The organism is Enterococcus sp. AZ128, assembly GCF_051714485.1.
In the GTDB taxonomy this organism is placed as follows: domain Bacteria; phylum Bacillota; class Bacilli; order Lactobacillales; family Enterococcaceae; genus Enterococcus_A.
This window is the reverse complement of the sequence record NZ_JBIORZ010000002.1, coordinates 989,536-1,010,784: the sequence shown is the minus strand read 5'-3', so window position 1 is coordinate 1,010,784 and position 21,249 is coordinate 989,536. Positions and strand designations below refer to the sequence as shown.

19 protein-coding genes are annotated in these 21,249 nt (G+C 39.7%); 4 read left to right on the top strand and 15 right to left on the bottom strand.

Annotation, left to right across the window (positions count from 1 at the left end):
- Window positions 1-390: 390 nt before the first annotated feature.
- On the top strand, window positions 391-1,884 hold the full coding sequence (gene abc-f / locus IGI38_RS16695; protein ID WP_438732645.1) for a ribosomal protection-like ABC-F family protein: 1,494 nt from the start codon (window positions 391-393) through the stop codon (window positions 1,882-1,884).
- A gap of 73 nt (window positions 1,885-1,957) precedes the next feature.
- On the opposite strand, the gene IGI38_RS16690 is transcribed toward abc-f, so the two are convergent.
- The 3 genes from IGI38_RS16690 to IGI38_RS16680 form a co-directional block, all read right to left on the bottom strand.
- Complete coding sequence (locus IGI38_RS16690; protein WP_438732643.1) at window positions 1,958-2,656, bottom strand: GntR family transcriptional regulator; 699 nt, start codon at window positions 2,654-2,656, stop codon at window positions 1,958-1,960.
- A 287-nt stretch (window positions 2,657-2,943) separates the two neighbouring features.
- Window positions 2,944-5,346 (bottom strand): trans-4-hydroxy-L-proline dehydratase, encoded by a 2,403-nt coding sequence (gene hypD, locus IGI38_RS16685; protein WP_438732641.1) that lies wholly within the window; start codon window positions 5,344-5,346, stop codon window positions 2,944-2,946.
- A 48-nt stretch (window positions 5,347-5,394) separates the two neighbouring features.
- Window positions 5,395-6,174, bottom strand: coding sequence for a glycyl-radical enzyme activating protein (locus tag IGI38_RS16680; protein WP_438732639.1), 780 nt, complete (start codon window positions 6,172-6,174; stop codon window positions 5,395-5,397).
- Between the two features lie 316 nt (window positions 6,175-6,490).
- On the opposite strand from IGI38_RS16680, the gene IGI38_RS16675 reads away from it, so the two are divergent.
- Window positions 6,491-7,033, top strand: a complete 543-nt coding sequence (locus IGI38_RS16675; protein WP_438732637.1) for a helix-turn-helix domain-containing protein — start codon at window positions 6,491-6,493, stop codon at window positions 7,031-7,033.
- Between the two features lie 42 nt (window positions 7,034-7,075).
- Here the strand turns inward: IGI38_RS16675 and IGI38_RS16670 are convergent, their stop codons facing one another.
- The 11 genes from IGI38_RS16670 to IGI38_RS16620 all read right to left on the bottom strand — a co-directional run bounded on the left by IGI38_RS16670 (window position 7,076) and on the right by IGI38_RS16620 (window position 17,401).
- Window positions 7,076-7,867, bottom strand: a complete 792-nt coding sequence (locus IGI38_RS16670; protein WP_438733394.1) for an N-formylglutamate amidohydrolase — start codon at window positions 7,865-7,867, stop codon at window positions 7,076-7,078.
- 20 nt (window positions 7,868-7,887) lie between these two features.
- Window positions 7,888-8,646, bottom strand: a complete 759-nt coding sequence (locus IGI38_RS16665; protein WP_438732635.1) for an alpha/beta hydrolase — start codon at window positions 8,644-8,646, stop codon at window positions 7,888-7,890.
- A gap of 144 nt (window positions 8,647-8,790) precedes the next feature.
- Complete coding sequence (locus IGI38_RS16660; RefSeq protein ID WP_438732633.1) at window positions 8,791-9,918, bottom strand: M42 family metallopeptidase; 1,128 nt, start codon at window positions 9,916-9,918, stop codon at window positions 8,791-8,793.
- 14 nt (window positions 9,919-9,932) lie between these two features.
- Window positions 9,933-10,985, bottom strand: coding sequence for a M42 family metallopeptidase (locus tag IGI38_RS16655; protein ID WP_438732631.1), 1,053 nt, complete (start codon window positions 10,983-10,985; stop codon window positions 9,933-9,935).
- A 36-nt stretch (window positions 10,986-11,021) separates the two neighbouring features.
- Window positions 11,022-11,543, bottom strand: a complete 522-nt coding sequence (locus tag IGI38_RS16650; RefSeq protein ID WP_438732629.1) for a GrdB-related putative oxidoreductase — start codon at window positions 11,541-11,543, stop codon at window positions 11,022-11,024.
- A gap of 12 nt (window positions 11,544-11,555) precedes the next feature.
- Window positions 11,556-12,899: a PTS sugar transporter subunit IIC gene (locus IGI38_RS16645; protein WP_438732627.1), complete on the bottom strand. Its 1,344-nt coding sequence runs from the start codon at window positions 12,897-12,899 to the stop codon at window positions 11,556-11,558.
- Window positions 12,900-12,924: 25 nt separating this feature from the next.
- Window positions 12,925-13,254: a PTS sugar transporter subunit IIB gene (locus IGI38_RS16640; protein ID WP_438732625.1), complete on the bottom strand. Its 330-nt coding sequence runs from the start codon at window positions 13,252-13,254 to the stop codon at window positions 12,925-12,927.
- A gap of 21 nt (window positions 13,255-13,275) precedes the next feature.
- On the bottom strand, window positions 13,276-14,229 hold the full coding sequence (locus tag IGI38_RS16635; protein ID WP_438732623.1) for a N(4)-(beta-N-acetylglucosaminyl)-L-asparaginase: 954 nt from the start codon (window positions 14,227-14,229) through the stop codon (window positions 13,276-13,278).
- 366 nt (window positions 14,230-14,595) lie between these two features.
- Window positions 14,596-15,114 (bottom strand): GNAT family N-acetyltransferase, encoded by a 519-nt coding sequence (locus IGI38_RS16630; RefSeq protein ID WP_438732621.1) that lies wholly within the window; start codon window positions 15,112-15,114, stop codon window positions 14,596-14,598.
- Window positions 15,115-15,332: 218 nt separating this feature from the next.
- Window positions 15,333-16,634: a Sapep family Mn(2+)-dependent dipeptidase gene (locus IGI38_RS16625; protein WP_438732619.1), complete on the bottom strand. Its 1,302-nt coding sequence runs from the start codon at window positions 16,632-16,634 to the stop codon at window positions 15,333-15,335.
- A gap of 35 nt (window positions 16,635-16,669) precedes the next feature.
- A complete protein-coding gene (locus IGI38_RS16620) occupies window positions 16,670-17,401 on the bottom strand; it encodes a GntR family transcriptional regulator, LSA1692 subfamily (protein WP_438732617.1) in 732 nt (243 codons plus the stop codon).
- Window positions 17,402-17,758: 357 nt separating this feature from the next.
- Between IGI38_RS16620 and IGI38_RS16615 the strand changes: the two genes are divergently transcribed.
- Window positions 17,759-18,502, top strand: a complete 744-nt coding sequence (locus IGI38_RS16615) for an epoxyqueuosine reductase QueH (RefSeq protein WP_438732615.1) — start codon at window positions 17,759-17,761, stop codon at window positions 18,500-18,502.
- A gap of 156 nt (window positions 18,503-18,658) precedes the next feature.
- Window positions 18,659-20,752, top strand: coding sequence for an LTA synthase family protein (locus IGI38_RS16610; protein ID WP_438732613.1), 2,094 nt, complete (start codon window positions 18,659-18,661; stop codon window positions 20,750-20,752).
- A 65-nt stretch (window positions 20,753-20,817) separates the two neighbouring features.
- On the opposite strand, the gene IGI38_RS16605 is transcribed toward IGI38_RS16610, so the two are convergent.
- Entirely contained in the window at window positions 20,818-21,228 is a 411-nt protein-coding gene (locus IGI38_RS16605) for an ester cyclase (RefSeq protein ID WP_438732611.1), read from the bottom strand.
- Window positions 21,229-21,249: the final 21 nt, after the last annotated feature.

The window sequence follows — 21,249 nt, the reverse complement described above, 5'->3', positions numbered from 1 at the left end:
TGAAACGAGGGATCATGCCATTGAAAAACTAAGCGAATGTTGGAAGTTGCTAACCAATCTTAGATTGACATATGTTAACGGGATTAGTGGGCAGATTTTCAGGATTGGCTTAGGGTTTTAATGGATGGTCTCTTTTTGTTGCCAATTATGCTTTTCGCAGTTTGCCAAGCATGAGCAGGTAATATACTATTTCGCGAATTTAGTGAATCCGCAGTTTAGCAGAATAGAATTATTTTTCACGAGTTTTGAAAAATACGTTTCTTCTTTCTTGAACTAGCTTTCCTGCACGCTTATCACTATTCAACAACTAAGAGTCCAACCCCCCTACCCTTTCCTGAAAATTAGTCGGGATTTTTTTGTTTCCACGAGGAGACAAGAGGGGGAATTTTTATGTCTACAATTAAAATTACACATTTGACCTTTGGCTTTGATAAACAGGTCGATTTACTATTTGAAGATGCCAATTTAACGATCGACAGTAATTGGAAATTAGGGTTAGTCGGCCGCAATGGCCGTGGTAAAACTACATTGCTGCAGCTGCTGTTAGGAAAACATGCGTACCAAGGGGAGATTCAATTTCCTTTACAGCCGGTTTATTTCCCAGCAACTGTGGAAGAAACAGACCAGCTGACTTATTATGCACTACTGGAAGTCGCCGATTTTGAGTTATGGGAATTAGAACGAGAAATGAACTTGATTCAATTAGACCCGCAAGTGCTGTGGCAGCCGTACCAGACACTTTCTGGCGGAGAACAAACAAAAGTGCTGTTAGCATTGCTCTTCACGCAAGAAAATTTTTTCCCGCTGATCGATGAACCGACAAATCACTTGGATCTGCAGGGCCGCCAACATGTCGCGGACTATTTGCAGCACAAGGATGGCTTTATCGTTGTTAGTCACGACCGCCAATTTTTAAATCAAGTTACCGATCATACTTTAGCGATCGAAAAAAGCCAGCTGGTACTCTATCAAGGTAATTTCGCGACCTATGAAGAACAAAAAGAACTGCGGGATGAATTTGAATTAGCACAAAACAGAAAAATAAAGAAGGAAGTCAGCCGATTGAAGAAAACTGCCGCTGAAAAGGCTGAGTGGTCCCGTTCTCGTGAAAAAGAAAAGTACGGCAAACCCTCAGAAAAAGGCAGCGGCGGAATTTTCGATACTGGCTTCATTGGCGCTCGTGCCGCGCGTACAATGAAGCGTTCTAAAATGATTGAACAGCGCATGTCCGATCAAATCGATGTTAAAGAAGGACTTTTAAAAGATTTGGAAGATGTCGATCGCCTCACAATGAACTATCAGTCTAGCCGTCATGCTCAGCTTTTGAAGGTGGAAGATTTGACTCTGCACTACGCGAACCAAGAGCCCCTCTTCGCTCCTTTATCCTTTGAATTGAAACGAGGAGAAATCACAGCATTGACTGGGCCAAATGGGATCGGAAAATCTAGCATATTGCATTATTTATTAGGAACTTTTCTGGGCGAGGCCAGCGGTGAACTCCTGCGGCCAAACGTGAAAGTCAGTTATGTTAGACAAAACTATGAAAGCAATCAAGGGAATCTGCAAGACTTCGCAGAGAAAAACCAATTGGATTATTCTATCTTTTTGAATAATCTGCGGAAACTCGGTATGGAACGTAATGTTTTTTCAAATCGCATTGAAGAAATGAGTATGGGCCAGCGTAAGAAAGTCGAGCTGGCTAAATCGCTCGCGCAAGAAGCAGAGCTCTACATTTGGGATGAACCCTTGAACTATCTTGATGTCTTCAATCAAAAGCAATTGGAAGATCTTTTATTACAGATCAAACCAACAATGCTGATCGTTGAGCATGACCAGGCCTTCCTGAAAAACGTCCACGCACAGCAAATTGCTTTGAAAAAATAAAATGAACCGTCCAAAAAAAATGGACGGTTCATTTTTTATTTCCAGCCATACTCATTAAGTAAAGATAACTCTTTTAGCAATCCAAGTAAAAATTCTTTTCTTCTGTCGGCAAGGTAGCCTTAACGTACGCGTAGATATGGTCGTGAAACTCGCGAACAACCGTCGAAAGGTCATTTCCGCGCAAAACATCCACAAATGCTAGGTGTTCTTCCGATTTCTTTTCTAGCGTTTCATGTGAAGAAAGATCCTCATTCATCACAATCAGTAATTGATAATATAGGCCTTCTAAAATTCGCGTTCTTCTCACATTCCCAGATAATTCCCAAAGATATTTATGAAAAGCAAGGTCCAGTGAATTAAATAAAAAGACTTTTTCCTCTTCACTTTGACAGTGCCGCTCATCATCCTTCATATCAAGCGCAATTTGGGTCAATTGCTGAAAATCCTCTTCCTTGAGCAGCTGTTTCCGCAAAATTTTATGCAAACTTTGTCTCTCCAACGACGTTCGAATTTCAAAAACCTCCAGCAATTCATCTGGGCCCATCTCAATTATATGATTGCCCTTCCGAGGAGAAAAAATAATCAAGCCTTGTTGATTCAGGATACGCATTGCTTCTCTGACAGGAGCTCGACTGATCGTAAACTCATTTGAGATATCTGTCTCAATTAGACGAGCTCCACTCTTTAGCGTACCTGCCAAAATTCGACGTTTCACATCTAATACAACCTTATCGCTCAAACTCTGTTTTTCATATCTAGGTTTAACATCCATACATGAATCAGCACCCCTCCGACAATATTCAACTAATTATATCAGATAGCTTTCTTAAAATCTCTTAGGAATCAGTGCCAGCTATTTTCCAGGCGTAAAAAAAAAGAGGTGTAACAAAAGTCTTGTCACACCTCCCTTTTCCGAACAAACGGTACTCCAGAAGTAACTTCTTCTTCGCAGGCTACACATACAGTTACTACTAAGTTACACAAAGCAGAACTTGTATGCGGAAATAAGCCGAAATTTCTTGAGGCTGACCACTTCTGTCACAACCTCTAAATAACTATTTATCCAAATGCCTGCTCTGTTCTTGAGATAATCTCATCTTGCAGAGCCTTTTCTAAATTGTTGAAGTAATCACTGTAGCCCGCTACTCGTACGATCAAGTTTTCGTATTCCTTCGGATGCTGCTGTGCCTTTAATAATGTTTGGCGATCGATTACATTGAATTGGATATGGTGTCCATCCAAGGCAAAGTAGCTGCGGACTAACGAAGCCATGTTGGTGATTCCAGCTTCTCCGGCTACCACACTAGGTGTGAACTTCTGATTCAACAAAGCGCCGCCTGTTTTCGTTTGGTCAATTTTTGAGGCAGATTTGATTACAGCTGTCGGACCATTGCGATCGGCGCCTTTTTCTGGTGAGATGCCGTCTGGCAATGGAATGCCTTTATGGCGGCCATTTGGTGAAGCCTCCATAACTTGGCCGAAGTATACGTGACAAGTTGTCGGTAAGAATTCAACAACTGTTTTCGAACCTTTCGGCGTTGGACGTCCTGCGATGACCTCTTGCAGAGATTCCGCCACATCACGTAATAAAGTATCCGCGTATTCATCATCATTCCCATATTTAGGCGTTTCGTTATACACTCTGTCATAGATTTCTTCATAATTTTCAAAATCGGCTTCACATGCAGCTAACAATTCCTGCATCGTCATTGTTTTTTCTTCAAAAACATTGTGCTTCATCGCTGCTAACGAATCGGTAATCGTTGCGATACCCACACACTGAATGTAGCTTGTGTTGTAACGCGCCCCGCCAGCATTGTAGTCTTTACCAACAGATATACAATCATCTGACATCACTGAGAGTAATGGAACTGGCATAAATTCCATATACATCCGTTCGATCATGTTATTCCCTGCGACCTTCACGTCCACCACGTATTGCAATTCTTTATGGAAGGCTTCAAAGATTTCTTCATAAGTTTCCATCTTAGTGAAGTCGCCTACATCGATCCCAACTTGTTTATCCGTGTAATGATCATACCCACGGTTCATCGCTAATTCGAAGACCTTCGGAATATTCAGATATCCAGTCAGCACATAGGCTTCTTTTCCTGCAACTCCGACTTCTACACAGCCTGAACAAATCCCGCTTTCACGAGCATCATCAACAGACTTGCCAAGATAACTTAACTCCGCCAAGATCGCTTCTGAGTTATACATCGCTGGCTGTCCCCAGCCTTTACGAGAAACTTTTAAGGCTTCGCGCAAGAATTTTTCTGGTGATTTGCGAGAAATCTGCACATTTGAGCTTGGCTGCAATAACTTCATTTCATCCATGACTTCTAAGATCAGATAGCTGACGTCGCTGACACCGCTTGTGCCGTCTGGACGCAATGCACCAGTATTCAAGTTACAGAAGTCGGTATACGTACCGCTTTCTTTCAACGTGATCCCAACTTTTGGCGGTGCAGGCTGATTATTGAATTGAATCCACAGATTTTCCAACAATTCACGCGCTTCTTCCCGAGTCAAGCGCCCTTCTTCGATATCCTTTTCATAGAATGGTTCTAAATGCTGATCTAATTTACCTGGAGAATACGCATCCCAGTTGTTCATTTCCACCGTCACACCAATATGAGTGAACCAATACATTTGGATCGCTTGACGGAAGGTTTGCGGCGCATGTTCCGGTACGACATCACAAACTTCAGCTAATTCTAACAGCTCTTGCTTCCATTGAGGATCCGTTTCCTTTTCCGCTAACTCACGACATTCTTTTGCATAGCGTTTTCCGTAAATGATCATGCCTTCGCAGACCAGCTTCATTCCTTCTAGTTCTTCACGTTTATTTAACGCTTCCATATCATTGTTGTAATCTAAGTTGTCGATCTCTTGTTGAATATCTGCTTTAAAATCAGCAAATCCTTTTTGATACATTTTTCCATCTGCTACCGTATGGCCCGGTCCGCGCTGCATCAAGAATTCTGTATAAAGTCCCGCATCAAATAATAAATGCCATTCTTCTGGTAGTAAGCGATTCATCCGCGTCATCATCGCACGATCATGCCAATAAGGAATGATCACTTCTTCTTGAACGCGTCGATCTTCTTCACTTACTCGGAAGAAAACTTTTTCGCGATTATGCATGTTGTCAAAATCCTCTAACGTATGGCAGCACAATTCTGGGAACGTCGGAGCCGCCCAAGGTTTATCGCCTTTTTCACCAAGAACCAGCGACCCTTTTTCAATATAGTTCGTCCGGTTTTCCATGATGTACTTGAAGGCTTCTCCTCGTAACACAGGTGCAGAAACTTTACCTTCCCATTTTTTGTAAGCTTCGGTCAATAGGACTGCGCGTTCCATCGAAATACTTGGTGTACATTCCTTGTCACTGATCTCCCGCAAACGTTTGATTCGCTCAGTGCTCCCTCTTCTGGTTGGTTCTAGTGTTAATTCTGCCATTTTTATTCCTCCTATAGTATATTTAGGCAATTATTCTTTTAATGGAACTTATCCGCCGATCGTCGCTTGGTATCCTGCATCTTGGTAGACTTTTTGCAGGGCTGCTACTTTTTCATCTGATGGTTTTTTAAAATTTTGAGTACAAATACGGTTCAAACGTTCGTACTTGTCGCGACCAAAGTCATGATATGGCAACAATGAAATTTCACTCACATGAATTTTCTCTTCTATTAACCAATCAATAATCGCTTCAGCATCTAGTTCTTCCGCATTGATTTCATCCAATAAGATCAAACGTAAATTGATCTCTGCCTGATGCTCCGATAAGAAACGTAAATTTTCAAGTACCAATTGATTGCCTGCGCCAGTATAAAGTTGATGATTATGTGAATCTATGAACTTTAGATCATACAAAAATAAATCTGCATATGGCAAGATTCGCCGATAGTTTTCAGTTGGCGCTACTCCGCAAGTATCAATGGCAACTGTAATCCCTAAGCGTTGACATTCTTTTGCCAGCTCCACCACATAGTCCATGTTTTGCGCCATCACTTCACCACCGGAAAATGTAACACCTCCGCCGGACTGGTCATAAAAGATTTGATCCGCTTGAATCTTCTTTACCAGCTCGCGAATCGAATAATCTTTACCAATCATTTCTTCTTTACCATATTTATTTAACATGATCTCTGGTGCAAACACTTGGCTTTCAGGATTGTGACACCATTCACATCTGATGGGACACCCTTTGAAAAAAATCGTCGTACGAATCCCCGGCCCATCATGAGTCGAAAACTTCTGAATATTAAAAATCGTAGGCTTTTTCACGTGCTTCCCTCCCGTCTTCAATTATAAGACTCCTGCGCCTTACTTGCAACCGCTTTATTCATATTCGTGAATTTTTTAATTTATTTTTTCTGAAGTTTTTCATTTAAATGACGGTTAGGCGTTTGCACGTTTTTCAGGTATACTTAAAACAGACATTTATCGTAAGAATATCCATTCTTTCACATGATTTTAACTTTTTTTATTTTACTGAATCAAATAATCCGTTAGTTTGGTAAAATAATAGATGTGATGAGAATCCTACTCTTTTTTCACCCAAGAAAAAAGAAATATTTTAATATGAAATTGAGGTAAGCAAATGAACATTGGTGAAAAAGTGAAGAACCTGCGTAATGAACGAGGAATGACTCTCAAACAGCTTTCAGAAGCTACGGGCCTATCGACAGGCTTTTTGTCGCAGTTTGAACGAGGCATCACGACTATCGCAGTCGAACATCTTTCAAATATCGCAGATTTATTTAACGTCAAGATCAATTACTTTTTTGAAGAAGAACCCGAGATCGAACCGATTGTACGGGGCTACGATCAGCCGGTTATCCATAAACTAAACAACATGATTTACAAACAGTTAAGCCAATCCCCTCAGGATAAAAAAATCGCCCCGAAGATGATCGAGATCATGCCTCATGAAAAACGGGAGCTGCCAGCCAGCTATCCTCATCAAGGTGAAGAATTCGTGTATGTGTTAGAAGGCATTCTGACATTGGTGATTGATGAAAAGACGTATCAGCTGTATCCTGGCGATTCAGCCCATTATTTTTCAACGATCTATCATAACTGGGACAATCAGACTAACAATCTCGTGAAGTTTATTGTCGTTCATTATCCAAATGATTACTAAAAGCGCTCGATCCCATGGGATCGAACGCTTTTTTTCTGTATTTCAATGATTTAGTTGTTCATTCAAGCAGGTTTCAAAAATATTCTTCAGCTTAGTCTGCGCGGAAAGGAATAATTCTGGGTCATAATCCGTTAATTCCTCTTCACCAAACGAGCGCTGATCAATGTATTGATTGTAGCGAATTTCTAATTGCAACGCTTCGACCCCAGCTTGCTGCCCATAATGCTGCGTAATAAACCCGCCGCAAAACGGATGATTATTCGAAACACTGTAGCCCGCGGCTTCTAAAGCGCGCGTTAAGCCTAATCGTAAATCCAAACCAGCTGTTTGATCCTCTTGGTTTCCAATCACGAAATCTGCCGGAGCAGTCTGATCATCATTCGGGTACTCCGCAAAGCTATGCAAATCAAATAGATAGACCTTTGAGAAAAGCTTTCTTTTCTCTTTGATCAATTCTTGCAGAGTCTGGTGATACGGCCAATAGTAGCTGTCTAAACGTTCTTTGATTCTTTTCGGAGCCAACGGTTCACTATACAGAGAGTTGCCAAAGGTGTTTTGTTGGTAAACAACTGTATCCTGATAATCATCACCAGCCATCTGGCTTTCACGGTTCGGATCAATAACATAGCGATTGACGTGATTCTCGATCACCGTGCAGCCGTTCGCCGCGAAAAAACGATATAATTCTGGCAGAAACCAGTCCGTATTCGCCAAAACTGCCTCTTTTCGCAAGCTTTTACGCATCTCCGCTGGAATCCATGTCCCGCTGTGAGGAAGACTGATAATTACTGGGTATACATGTTTTCCTTCATTATAAATAGTAAATGGACTCATCTGTTCACGGCTTTCCAAATTTATTTTTTCCTTATCTGTTTTTCTATTAATTGAAGCCACTCTTCCGGTTCATATATGGCCTTTTGAGTATGTCCATACCCATCAAGCCTGACGATCGTAGCCTCAGGATAGATCTGGCTTAGTTGTTTCGCTGATTTTTTTGAAAACAGCTCATTAGTTCCTGTTCCATACAAATACAGGATCTCTTCCCCGCTCCTATCTGGGGGGCTAGCCAGCTCGTTTTCTCCTAATGACCGTACAAGATTTCTAATTGTTTGGTCGCTCATATTATCCGCAATTTTTAAATAACTGTCGAGGTATTCTATAGGTAGAAAAAACTTAGAAAAATTCTCCATTGTCTTTCTCTCGCGCTGTTGCGCTTTATGGGTAATTGACAGGTATTGTCTCGTCATGGCTGTCTGTACCAGCTTATTATTGGCCACTAAAGGCGCCCCATCCATCACAAGATGCTGGATGGACATTCTTGCATTGAGCCATAATTTATACGCCAGCACTCCGCCCATCGAAAGTCCGCACACCGCAAAAATAGCTTTATGTCCGTTAATAAGGCAGTAATCTTCAATTTCTTCGACCTCTTTTTCCAAACTCTCAAATTCACTTTCCGCATCTTCCTCATGTCCATTCAATGCTGGGGCAATGACCAAATAATCCTTTTGAAAGTACTCAATCTGCGTTTGCCAAATCTGCCAAGGTGTTTGAATGCCATGGAGCAGCAGGATGATCGGTGCTTGCTCATCACCGAATACGTGAAATTTCATTAGGAACACCCCTTTTTATTACTATTATATCAGGTGTGATCCGGTTGGTTCTTTTCAGATAAAACAAAATTTTTTTATGCATAAAAAAACTGATAAATCATCATGATCTATCAGTTTTAATTATCCTTTCAAAGATTCTCATAATTAATCTAAATAATGGTTCTCCCTAAAATTTGTTATTCCGATAGAAGCTTTTAATTGGTTTAATTTTTCTAAATTCAATCTTCTGCAAAATTCCGTAACCAATTTAATTGTTTGTATATAATCTTCTCTATGAATAATCAATCTTGGTGAGTGCATGTATCTTGTTTGGAGAGAAAGTGTCATACTAACAACTCCATCCATCATCTTGTGAATATTACAAGCATCTGTTCCACCAACAGTCATAAAATCATAGCGCACATCTAATGATAGATCTTGTACAATTTCTTCCATCATTTGAACTAATCCGCTATTACCAATAGTAAGTGAGTCTAGTACTGATAAAACTACTCCATCCCCTAACTTCATCCCTTTCTTATCAAAAGGGGTATCTGTTGCAGTAGTTACATCTAAAGCAATCGCCACATCTGGTTTAATCGTATGAACAGCTGTTCTCGCCCCTCTAATTCCTACTTCTTCTTGAGTCGTGGCAGCAAAGTAAACATCGGCTTCATAATCACTCTCGCTCAAGTTTTTTAAAACTTCCAGACCCACACCCACACAACATCGATCATCCCACGCTTTTCCCATAAGATAGTTAGAATCGTTCATCTCTCTAAATAGTACGTTTGGCGTAATCATATCGCCAATTGACACGCCTAATCCTTCAACAGATTTTCTTGAATTAACTCCCAGATCTAAATACATATCCATCGGTTGAATAACTTTCTCTTTTATTTCTGCTGGCAAACCATGAGGTGCTCTTGAACCAATTACACCAATAATTTTCTCTGAATTCGCCGTGGTGATAGTCATTTCTTGAGCTGGCATCACATGTCCCCACCAACCACCTACTGGCAACAGATTAACGTAGCCATCTTCTGTAATACTTCTCACCATAAAACCTACTTCATCCATATGACTTGATAGCATTATTTTAGGAGTATTAACTCTGGATTTTCCAGCAGACTTTAAGATGACTGAACCCAAATTATCATATTGAATCTCATCGCTATATTTTCTACCATAAGAAGTAACGATTCGACTTACTTCCCTTTCTCTTCCACCGATACCATCTGCTTCAGACAATCGTTTTAATAAGTCTAGATCAATTTCATTGAAGCTTGACATCATATTACCTCCACTCAACGATTTTCTTCTTTAAACTCTTGAATTTTTTTTGCAGTAAGAGATTCTAAAAATAATAGTAAAGCACTCTTAGCTGCTCCATAATCCTTTATATCCATGATAGAAGATGGAGTATTCATATTTCTGATTGGAACATTTATGAAAAGAGTAGGTGTTCCTACTCTCAACTTATTTATCCAAGCTGCATCAGAACCTTCCATAGAATAATAATACTGGTGTAGAAGATTGTTCTCTTCACAAATATTTTTTAAAGTTGTTAGTAATAATCGATTAGGTAATACAGTTGTATCATAGAAATTTATTAAAACTCCTTTTCCTAACTCGCCATTTTTTTCTTTGATATCTGTCTGATAGTCAAATGCTTTATTCGTATCTAAGACGATACCTAAATCAGGTTTAACTAGGTTCGTTGCTGTTTGAATTCCTCTAAAACCCACTTGTTCCTGCACAGTACATCCAATGTATAAGTCAAAATCAAATTCATGATCTTTTATAGCTTTCAATACTTCAATACCCATAAGCGGAGCATATCGCCCATCCCAGTTTTTAGAAAATAACCTTCTGTTATTTAGAAACTGTCCACTTTGGTTTGCAAAAGCAATGCGATCTCCAAAATTCAAATCATTCCTAATTGCTTCTTCTTTGTTTTCAAATCCAAAATCAACTATGACTTCTTTCGATTCATCCAAAACATTTTCGGTTTTGTCGTAGGCGAGCAACATACCATTAATAGTTTTATTATTTCTAGTTTTTAACCTGACCGATGTTCCTAAAAGACTGGTAGATTTTACATCTCCAAGTGCTAAGGCTCTAATTGTTCCATTTTCGTTAATCTTTTTTAGAATGAATCCAACTTCGTCCATGTGACCAACAATCATCACATGGGGTGCATTTTTCTTTTTGCTTTTTTTAACAGCAAAGATAGATCCTAAGTTATCATAAATAATAGTATCCGTTAACGCTTCGTATTCCGACTTTAACAAAAGAGAAATATCCTTTTCATCACCAGAAACACTGTCAATCTCACTCAATTTATCAAATAAAGGCATATCTATAAACATTATTTATCCCTCACTTTTCAGAAATTAATAACAATTAGCTTTAACAAACTGGCCAATAGGTTGATCCGATACTTTTAATGACGCTAATTCTAAGATTTTTTTCAGTGAATCTGTTAAGCCAATTCCACCTTTTTTGGGCATTTTTACAATCGTTAAATTATTTTTATTGGCAGCAATTCCCTCTGTACATTCGACTGACATAGCAGCAACAACCGGGATTTGTATCTTCCTTTCTATAGCCTGACCAACTTCTGAACACAGCAATCCATATTTTTCGTAATTGAAGGCTGGGCCACAGATTACAACATCCGGGGAAAGTTTTTTTGTCATTGCGACCAATTTTTTAGTGACCATATCTTTATTGTTTAGATAAAAATCATCTCCGCAATATAAAGTACCAATGATTTGTCCATTTACATCTGCCAAATATTTATCGAACATATTAGCTGATCCAATCGGCATCATTTTTCCACCTAATTCTAAATCACCGTTTTCTTTCCCACCAAAACCTGCTTGGATTTGATCGAATATCATTAAAATTTTCATTGTATTTCCTTTCTATAAATCATCAAAATTTAAATCATCAAAAGAGAGGTCTTCTTCTTCATCCTTTCGAATACTAGCCTCAGCTTCTTCCTTTAAGTATTGTTTGTCTAAAGTTTTAATAAATGGATAATAAATGAAACAACCTAAACCCAACAATAGAAATTGCCAAATAACTGCTAAAAAGCTCCCCGTAGATAAATATCCTGAAAATCCAATTGGGGTCGTCCACGGTAAAGCAACACCATTTGTATACGGAATGATACCCAGTTTCGTCACCGCAGTAGAGAGTAATAAGTTGATCGTTGGCGTTAAAATGAACGGAATAATAATGATGGGGTTCAATACAATAGGTAATCCAAAAATTATTGGTTCATTAATTCCAAATATACCAGGTACAAGAGATAATTTACCTAACTTTTTGATCCGTTCAGATTTGCAGAAAATAACCATCACAATGACCAAGGATAAGGTACTACCTCCCCCTCCATAATTAGTGAAAAAGTTAGAAAATGGATCAGTAAAAATATTAGGCAATTCTTTACCTGCTTGAAAAGCATTCAAATTTTCCATTGTTAACACTTTACTAATCGGAGCAAAAACGGAATTTGCCACAGCAGGACCATTGATTCCGAAGAACCAGAAAACAGTACAAGCTAACGAGTAAATAATTTGGGCAAACAAAGTATTCCCCGCACCCTTTAATGGAGTTTGTAAAATTTCAAAAATGAAATTATGAACTGTTTCATATGATGTAAATTCAAACCCAATTCTTATAAAAAAGAATAATAACATTACCACGCCACTAGGAATTAGTGCTTCAAAAGATTTTGACACTGCTGGTGGTACACCATCAGGCATCTTGATCGTCCAACCTCTTTTGGATACAAAAGCATATATTAAAACAGAAACGATAGCAACAACTAAAGCTAAAAATATCCCGTTTGTTCCTAAATATTGCAGATCAATAGCTCCTAAAGGATCAGCGACACCAGCCACATTCATTCTCATTGGAGTCAAGATAAGAAAGCCTACAACAGCTACCGCAGCAGATTGAATGGGATCAACTTCCAATTCTCTTCCGTATGCATAGGCAGTACCTAAACACGATAAAAATCCAACTACATCGAAAACAGCTCCAGAAACATTGCTAAACCACGAACTCCACTGATTCCCTAAGATCCCTGTCCAAAAATTTTCCCATCCAGGGATAGGAAAGTTACTAAATAGTAAAAATAGAGATCCGACGATTATTAACGGCGTTGTTATTAAGAAGCCATCTCTGATTGCTACTAATACTTTATTCTTCCCTAATTTTTCAGCTAAAGGCATCATAGTTTTCTCTAATGCATCAAACATTTTGTATCCCCCTTTTATTTACTCTCTATTGAGTTTTTTTCTTTTTTAAAGCAACGATTGCCTGTTTTAACACTTTTTCCCCATTCATTACTCCATAGTCTTCAGGGTTAATCATTAGAATTGGTGCTCCATAAGAACCAAAATTTTTAACTGTATCGTCATATAAATATTTAACTTGTGGGCCAAGCATAATAACATCTGGCTTTTTCTCATTAATAATTTGGTTTAATAGACCATGGGAATACGCAGCTACCTCCATTGGTAAATTATGCTCGTCGGCAACATTTTGCATTTTCTGAGCTAGCATACTCGTTGACATTCCTTGACTACAAAATAGATAGACCTTTTTTTTCATAACTCTCCACTCTCCTAATCTTTATTCAATTGGTGCCTTAATCCGTTTTTCGTAAGCCTTCAACCATTCTTGCGTGATTGGTTGAATATCGGTAGTATGGTTCGCTCCCATATTAGCGATAAATATTTGCGCATCTTCCTGATCGTTGCCAACGCTGAAGGTAAATTCCACGTTCGTAGCAACTCCCCACTCGCCTTTGGTATTCATCGCAATTAGTGAAAACGCACCTGCTTTTCCATAACGTGCTGTCAATTTATCGTGAAATTCATAGACCGCTTTGTCACAAGCTGCCTGTGGTTTTACGCCTTCACCCATCAAACGAACGATCTCATAGGATAAACAGCCCTTCATCAAGTCTTCCCCTAATCCAGTGGCAGCTGCTCCACCAATCTCGCTATCCACATAAAATCCGGAACCAGATAAAGGTGAATCCCCTACGCGACCAGGTTTTTTCATGAACAATCCGGAGCTAGAAGTTCCAGCCGTCATCGTGCCCATTTGATCTAGCGTAATCGCTCCAACTGTATCGTGACCATCGTAAGGGTTCAAATTGTTCTCTTGAATTTCCTTCAAGCGTTTTTCCCAGATTTTATGAGCACGCTCTGTCAGCATACTCTTCCGCTCAAAACCCTCCAGCATCGAATACTTGGTGGCGCCTTCACCTACCCGGAAGCTATTGAATTTATCTTTGCTTAACTGTCGTGCAACAGCGATCGGGTTCTTTACATCTGTGATTCCGGCGACTGCACCGATCTCAAAGGTATCTCCATCCATAAAAGCAGCATCCATTTCTAAGATACCTTCAGCGTTCGGCAATCCGCCAAATCCCACTGATTTATAGTAAGGATAATCCTCTACTGTCTTGATCAAGGTCTCTACGGCATCGCCGGCTCCCTCTTTTTTCTCTAATAAGCGCAATGCTTCTACCACACCATCGTGTGCCATACGCCACGTGGCAATTGCTCCCCAAACCATTGTCGTACCCCTTCCGTTACCGTTTACATTTCAAAATCTGACCTCATTATAAATAGTATATACTGTTTTGTATATACTAAATGACAAATTTTTTTATCTTTTTTTAGCGTTTTCTAAGTTAAAAAAAGGATAAAATAAAAAAACGGTACGCCACTGTAATGGAATATCACTTTTAAATAGAAATAAAACATAGTCTTCAATCGCTTCTAATTAATTGCAGAGAATCAAAAAACTACACGCCCGATAGATCAGGAGTGTAGTTCTTCACGCAAATGATTGATTAAAAAGTGACGTCGTTGAAAGTGATAAAGCTAAAACTATGAATCTCTGCTTTTTTTATAGTTAGTTACAAAAAAAAGAAAAAGTCTACAGCATCAAGCCCATGACATATAAATGATAATATTGGCCATCAATCAACGTAGTATTCTTCAATTCCCCTTCGATTTCAAAACCAAATTTTTTATACAATTCCACTGCCATTTCGTTGTCTTTTCTAGTATCCAGCTGAACCTTGGTAGTTATTCTGTTTCCTCTGGACCACTCTAACAGACAACGGATCAACTCACTGCCGATCCCTTTTCCTTGGTATTTTTCTGTGACAACGATGCCTAGTTCTCCGCAATGTCTAGCCTTAATTTTATTCCCCGAGCTAATCGTTCCAATCCCAACAATCTGATCTCCAGCGACTGCCAAAATCATGACAGAATTCGGCTGCTGTTCAGTACCTAAAATGGCTTCTTTCTGCATATCCACATCTAGCGGATACTCGTTCTCTGTAAAACTCAAATAAGTTGTCTCACCACCGACTCGATTGTAAAAAGCGACAATCTCCTCGGCATCGTCTATGACCGGTTCTCTATAAATAACACTCTCATTTAAACTCATCATATCCCTCTTTCTACATCCCAATTCAGGAAAACGCATTCATCTCATACTAGTGAAATTGTATGTCCTGCTAAAATAATTGTCAAGGGGGGCCAATATAAAACGTATTAATAGAAATTGAACCCAAAGTAAATTCAACAAAATCGAGCCGCGGGCAAAGTTGACTACCCTTTCCAACTTTCTACCCAGCGACTCGATTTATAGTACAACAAGTCCATTTATTCAATTAATTTCAACATGGCCCGCATATAGATTTCCATGTTTAATAGCAGATCCTCTTCATCCATGTATTCATCTTGATTATGAGCGATGCCTTTTTGACCCGGAAATGATGGACCAAATGCGACGATATTCGGGACAAAACGAGCATAAGTAGCCCCAGTCGTTGTCACAGGTGTCCCATCTAAACCAGTCACTTCTTCATAAACATTGGCCAATTTTTGAACATTCGCATCTTCTTTCGGGAAATGGCTGCTTTTGATTCGGCGGACAACGTTTAATTGACTAGCGAGAGGCAGATGATTCTCTAATGCCTCGGTTACTTCTGATTCCGTCACAGAGACTGGATAACGAATTGCAACAGAAAGCGCTAGCTGTCCATCTTTTTTGACTAACTGATATGGCGTGATCATTAACTTCCCACTATCCGCATCTGAAAAATCGATACCTAAGCCTTCACCATAATGCTGATTAGCTAAGCTTTTTACGATCCATAAGAAATAATCCGCCAAGCTGCCCGTAGTCAGCCCCTCTTGAGTGATTTTTTCAGCTAATAAGGTGATCGCATTTTCGCCAAGTTCTGGCGCATTCGAAGGCGCTCTTTTTCCAATTACACGAATTGTTTTTCCATCAATGGCTAAAGATAGTTCATCGGGCACATGGTCACGCGCCTGATCGCCCATAAATTCTCCTAGCGTGTTCAGTTCCGATTCGGGAAACGCTGTCAAAATATCATAATTCACAATGCCCCGCTCACCATACACCACTGGATATTTACAGTCTGGAGTGAAGCCGAATTCAGGCGCTTTTTCATCGCTTAGATACATTGGAATGTCCGAACTGCCATTTTCTTCATCTGTTCCAAAAACGATTCGAATCGTTTTTCGAATGGGCAGATTCAGTTCTTTCAACAGCTTTAAACCAAATAAGCAAGCTAAAATCGGTCCTTTATTGTCTAAAATTCCCCGTCCATAAAAACGTTGGTCCTGTTTACTCAATTTGAAGGGATGAAAAGACCAGCCTTCACCAGCAGGGACGACATCTAAATGCCCGACAACACCAATATATTCTTCAGCTTCTCCCCATTGGGCATAGCCGACCGCATCATTTACGATCGCTGTTTTAAACCCATATTTCTGAGCCAAGTCCAGTACCGTTTCCAAGGCTTCTTTGGGGCCTTTGCCAAAGGGCGCATGCTGCTCCGGTGTTCCTTTGACACTTTCCACTTGCATTACTTGATCAAGATCCTGGTAAAATTGTTCTTTACTCTCTTCAATCACTTTTCTAAAATCAACTGACATAAGAAGACTCCTTTATTATGTTTGGTTTCACCATTCTAATGGTTATAACGAGTAAGGGTTGTTTTGAATACATAGCGATCCGAACGATAATAAGAAATATCGTAAAAAATCGGTGTCGCGTCCAGTGCATAGGTCACTGAATAAACTTGTAATAATGGGTCACCCATAGGAACGTCTAATAATTTTGAAAGATCCGGTTTGACTAAGATTGCCTCGACCTCTTGATGTGAATAGGCGATCTCGGTCTTTTCCTCCAGCAATTTAAATAAAGAGCCGTTAAAATCTTCCTTAGTCAATCCTTTAACGTAATACTCTGATAAATAAATCTTTTCGACCGTCATTGGTTCATTGTCCAAAATTCGGCGGCGAACCAATTCATAGATTGGATGATCTGCTTCTAACTGCAACGCGTTCAGAATTTCTTCTGATGGTTCTTCAACCTTTTGGAATGAAATGACTTCCGTACTGCTGGTTTTGCCATACGATTTCGCCGCTTCGGTAAAGCCTTGTAGACCCGAACGCCCGCTTTGGATCTTTGGCTGCGACATCACATAACTGCCTTTTCCGCGCCGCTTAACCAAAATATTCTTATTGATCAAATCATCGATCGCTTTACGAATCGTCAGGCGGCTGCAATCAAATTCCTTAGCTAGATCATACTCAGAGGGCAATTTTTGCGAACTGACATACATCCCTTCGTGAATGCGCTTCTCGATCTCAGCAGATACCTGATCAAATTTCGCCTTTGTCGTTTTTTTCTCTTCCATATTCTCTCCTTATTCTTAATAATGGATTTATTTTTCTTGCCGTATACCATTTCTCTACCCCATTGAAAATGCGAGAGAAACTGGTATCCTTATTCTTATTAACGGATTTATTTCTACGATGTCGAAAGTATTCTCAACCTCACTATACTGATTCTTCGTCAAATTGGCTAGACCAACTTTACCGATTAAAAATACATTCGGTATATACCTAACAGTATATACTATATGCGCAATTTAAAAAAATTCAATCATTCTCAGACTTTTTTTAGTTTTAGGCCAGACGGTTTTAATAGGAATATCTTTTTATCCAGCTTTCTTTCCGACCCTGTTTCGCTTATAATACCAACAGGTGATTTTATGAATACTATTGATGCAACGGAAATCGTTGAAAAGATGAGCAACCAAAAAATAAATTATGATCGTGTCCTCCATAAGATGATTCAATCATGGGAAAAAGCGGACGTACGCCCTAGAATTCTGATTCATTCCTGCTGTGCGCCGTGCAGTACATACACATTGGAATTTTTGACTCAGCATGCGGATATCACGATCTTCTTCTCTAATTCCAATATTCATCCTGAAAGTGAGTACCAACGGCGGGTTTTGGTTCAGGAAAAATTTATCAATGACTTTAACGCCGCGACTGACAATCATGTGGATCTGATCATTGATGATTACAAACCAAACGAATTCATCCAAGTGATGCAGCAAAAAAATCTGACGGAAGAACCGGAAGGCGGCAAACGCTGTACCGCTTGCTTCAATATGCGGTTGGATTTAGCAGCGAAGGAAGCGTTGGACCGGGGCTACGATTATTTCGGCAGCGCCTTGACGATTTCCCCGAAAAAAAATAGTCAATTGATCAATCAAATTGGTATGGATATCCAAAAAATTTATAATACTCATTATTTACCGAGTGATTTTAAGAAGAACTCCGGTTATCAACGGTCAATCGAGATGTGTAAAGAGTATGATGTCTACCGCCAATGCTACTGTGGCTGTGTTTTTGCGGCGAAGCAGCAAGGCGTTGATTTGAAGACGATCAATAAGGAAGCGAAGGCTTTTGTCAGCGAACATCAAAAACAACCAACTGAAGCCTAAAATGAGAGCGATAGAGGGAATCTATCGTTCTTTTTTTAGGCACTTAGCCTTTCTTTTTTTATAAATTTCGATACACAAAATATTGACAGCCTTTACATACCGATTGTTTCTTCGGTACAATGAAGGGATACAAAGCTGATTAAGAGAGGTTCTATTATGAGCAAGCGCAAACTGAATTCACGCTTCGGCTTCTTTCTATTATTAATACTTTTACTATGGGCGAAAAATCTATTTGCTTATTTCATTGATTTTGATTTGAGGCTGGACAATGCTCTTCAAGTATTTATCCTGCTGATCAATCCAATCGCAACGACGATGCTCTTTTTGTCGATTTTTCTATTTATCAAAAGAACACGAGCCGCCTACATCACCGGCTATCTTATTTACCTATTACTGAGCATCCTGCTTTTTGCGAATGTCGTCTACTATCAGGAATTTACTGATTTTCTCACTATCGATACGATTTTAGGTGCCGGAAAAGTCGCCAGCGGACTTGGCGAGAGTGCCATTCGTTTATTTAAGCCCCATGACGTTCTGTATTTTCTCGATTGCATCGTTGTATTGGCTGTCCTACTTTTGAAAAAAATTCCACTGGATGTCCGTCCAGTTCGGGCGAGAGCAGCTTTTTCAGTAACGATCGCCGCTTTACTGCTTCTATCAGGTAATATTATTTTGGCGGAAACAAGTCGGCCCGGGCTGTTAACTAGGACTTTTTCTAGAGATTATCTGGTGAAATATCTAGGGATCAATGCCTACACCGTTTATGACGGCATCAAAACTTATCAAGTTTCTCAGATCCGTGCACAAGCTAGTCCCAATGATATGGAAGTTTTGGCAGAAAAACTCAAACAGCAGCCAAAAGAAACAAATTTGGAAACATTCGGTATCGCCAAAGACAAGAATATCATCTATGTTCATCTGGAAAGTGCCCACCAATTCTTAATTGATTACAAGGTTAAAGATGAGAATGGCATCGAACACGAAGTCATGCCTTTTGTAAACAGCTTATATCACAGCAACGGCTCTTTTAGCTTCGATAATTTTTACCATCAAGTCAGCGCTGGAAAAACCAGCGACGCAGAAACCTTATTAGAAAATTCATTGTTTGGCTTGAACCAGGGATCGCTTTTTTCACAATTGGGCGGAAAGAACACCTTTAACGCCGCTCCTGCGATACTTGATCAAAAACTAGGCTATACGACGGCGGCTTTCCATGGAAATGCCGGCAGCTTTTGGAATCGAAATGAAACCTATAAAAAATTTGGCTATCAGCATTTCTTTGATGCCAGCTACTACAAAGTGAATGACAAAAATTCCTTCCAATATGGCTTGCATGATAAGCCCTTCTTCCAACAATCGGTGAAGTATTTGGAACACCTGCAGCAGCCCTTTTACGCGAAATTTTTGGCCGTTTCCAATCACTATCCGTTTTCTGAGCTGCCTGAAGCCGAAAATGGATTCCCGAAAGTTAACACCGGAGATTCAACGATCGATGGTTACTTCGCGACAGCTAATTATACAGATACCGCCATCAAAGAATTCTTTGACTACCTAAAAGCAAGCGGCCTTTATGAGAACTCCATGATCGTCTTATACGGGGATCATTACGGTATATCTGATTCTCGGATCGAGGATACGAAGGAATTATTCGGTAAAGAAGATTGGACGACCTTTGACACGATGCAGGCCCAGAAAGTACCGCTGATCATCCATATTCCCGGTCAAGAAAAAGGGACTATCAATCATACTTACGGTGGACAAATCGATGTACTGCCGACCTTACTAAATATGATCGGTTACGGTTCGGATAACTTGATGCTATTGGGGCATGATTTGCTCTCACCTAATAAAGAACAATTAGTCGCGTTTCGCAACGGAAATTTCGTTACAAAGGATTATTCCTACCACAAAGGCGATGTCTATGACAATCAAACCGGCGAGCTATTGAACTTCAGTCAGCCTGAGATCTATGAGGCGGCAAAAGTAGTCAAAAAGCAAGTTGATGAACAGCTGGCTATTTCTGACCAAATCAACAATGGCGACTTGCTGAGGTTTTATTACGACGGCGGTCTAACTACTGTCAAATCAGAAGAAATCAGCTACAAAAATTCTTTAAAAACACTAACCAGCCTCGAGAAAAAGCTGGGGAGCGATTCAACCAGTATCTTTTCTAAAAATGGACAGCGTTCAACGGAAGAGTTCTACAAAACCAAATCTTATAAAGAATATGCCGCTGAGGGGACTAACTAAAAAACGCGAAAACAGAAGCTACACTGTTTTCGCGTTTTTTTCGTTTAATCATTTTTAGCATGCCATCAAGAGGGCTTGATGATCTTCTCTTGAAAGAGTGTCTCGAAGGTATTTACCGCGCCGCCATGCTCCACGATTTTTCCGTCCACAACTCGATCAATATCTACTCCTGTGAAAGAAAGCTTCTTATTCGTAGCTTTCATCCCTAACCAATCCCCTTTATGCGTCCCTTCCATAATAAATTCCGAAATAACATAGTCCTGATCTTGGAATTGACGAATAATTTTCATCGTATAATCAGGATACGTTTTCTTCACATCAATCAGATGCTCCTTCATTCCATCGACTCCCAATGGAATGATCGTTTCACCGGCTTTAATAGTACATTCGGGAGAAATATAGTCTGAAACCTGATCGATCAAATTGTTCGAAACGACTCCTTCATAGAATTGTTTTACTCTCTCTTTGCTGTCCATCTGTCTCCCCTCTAGTGTAAA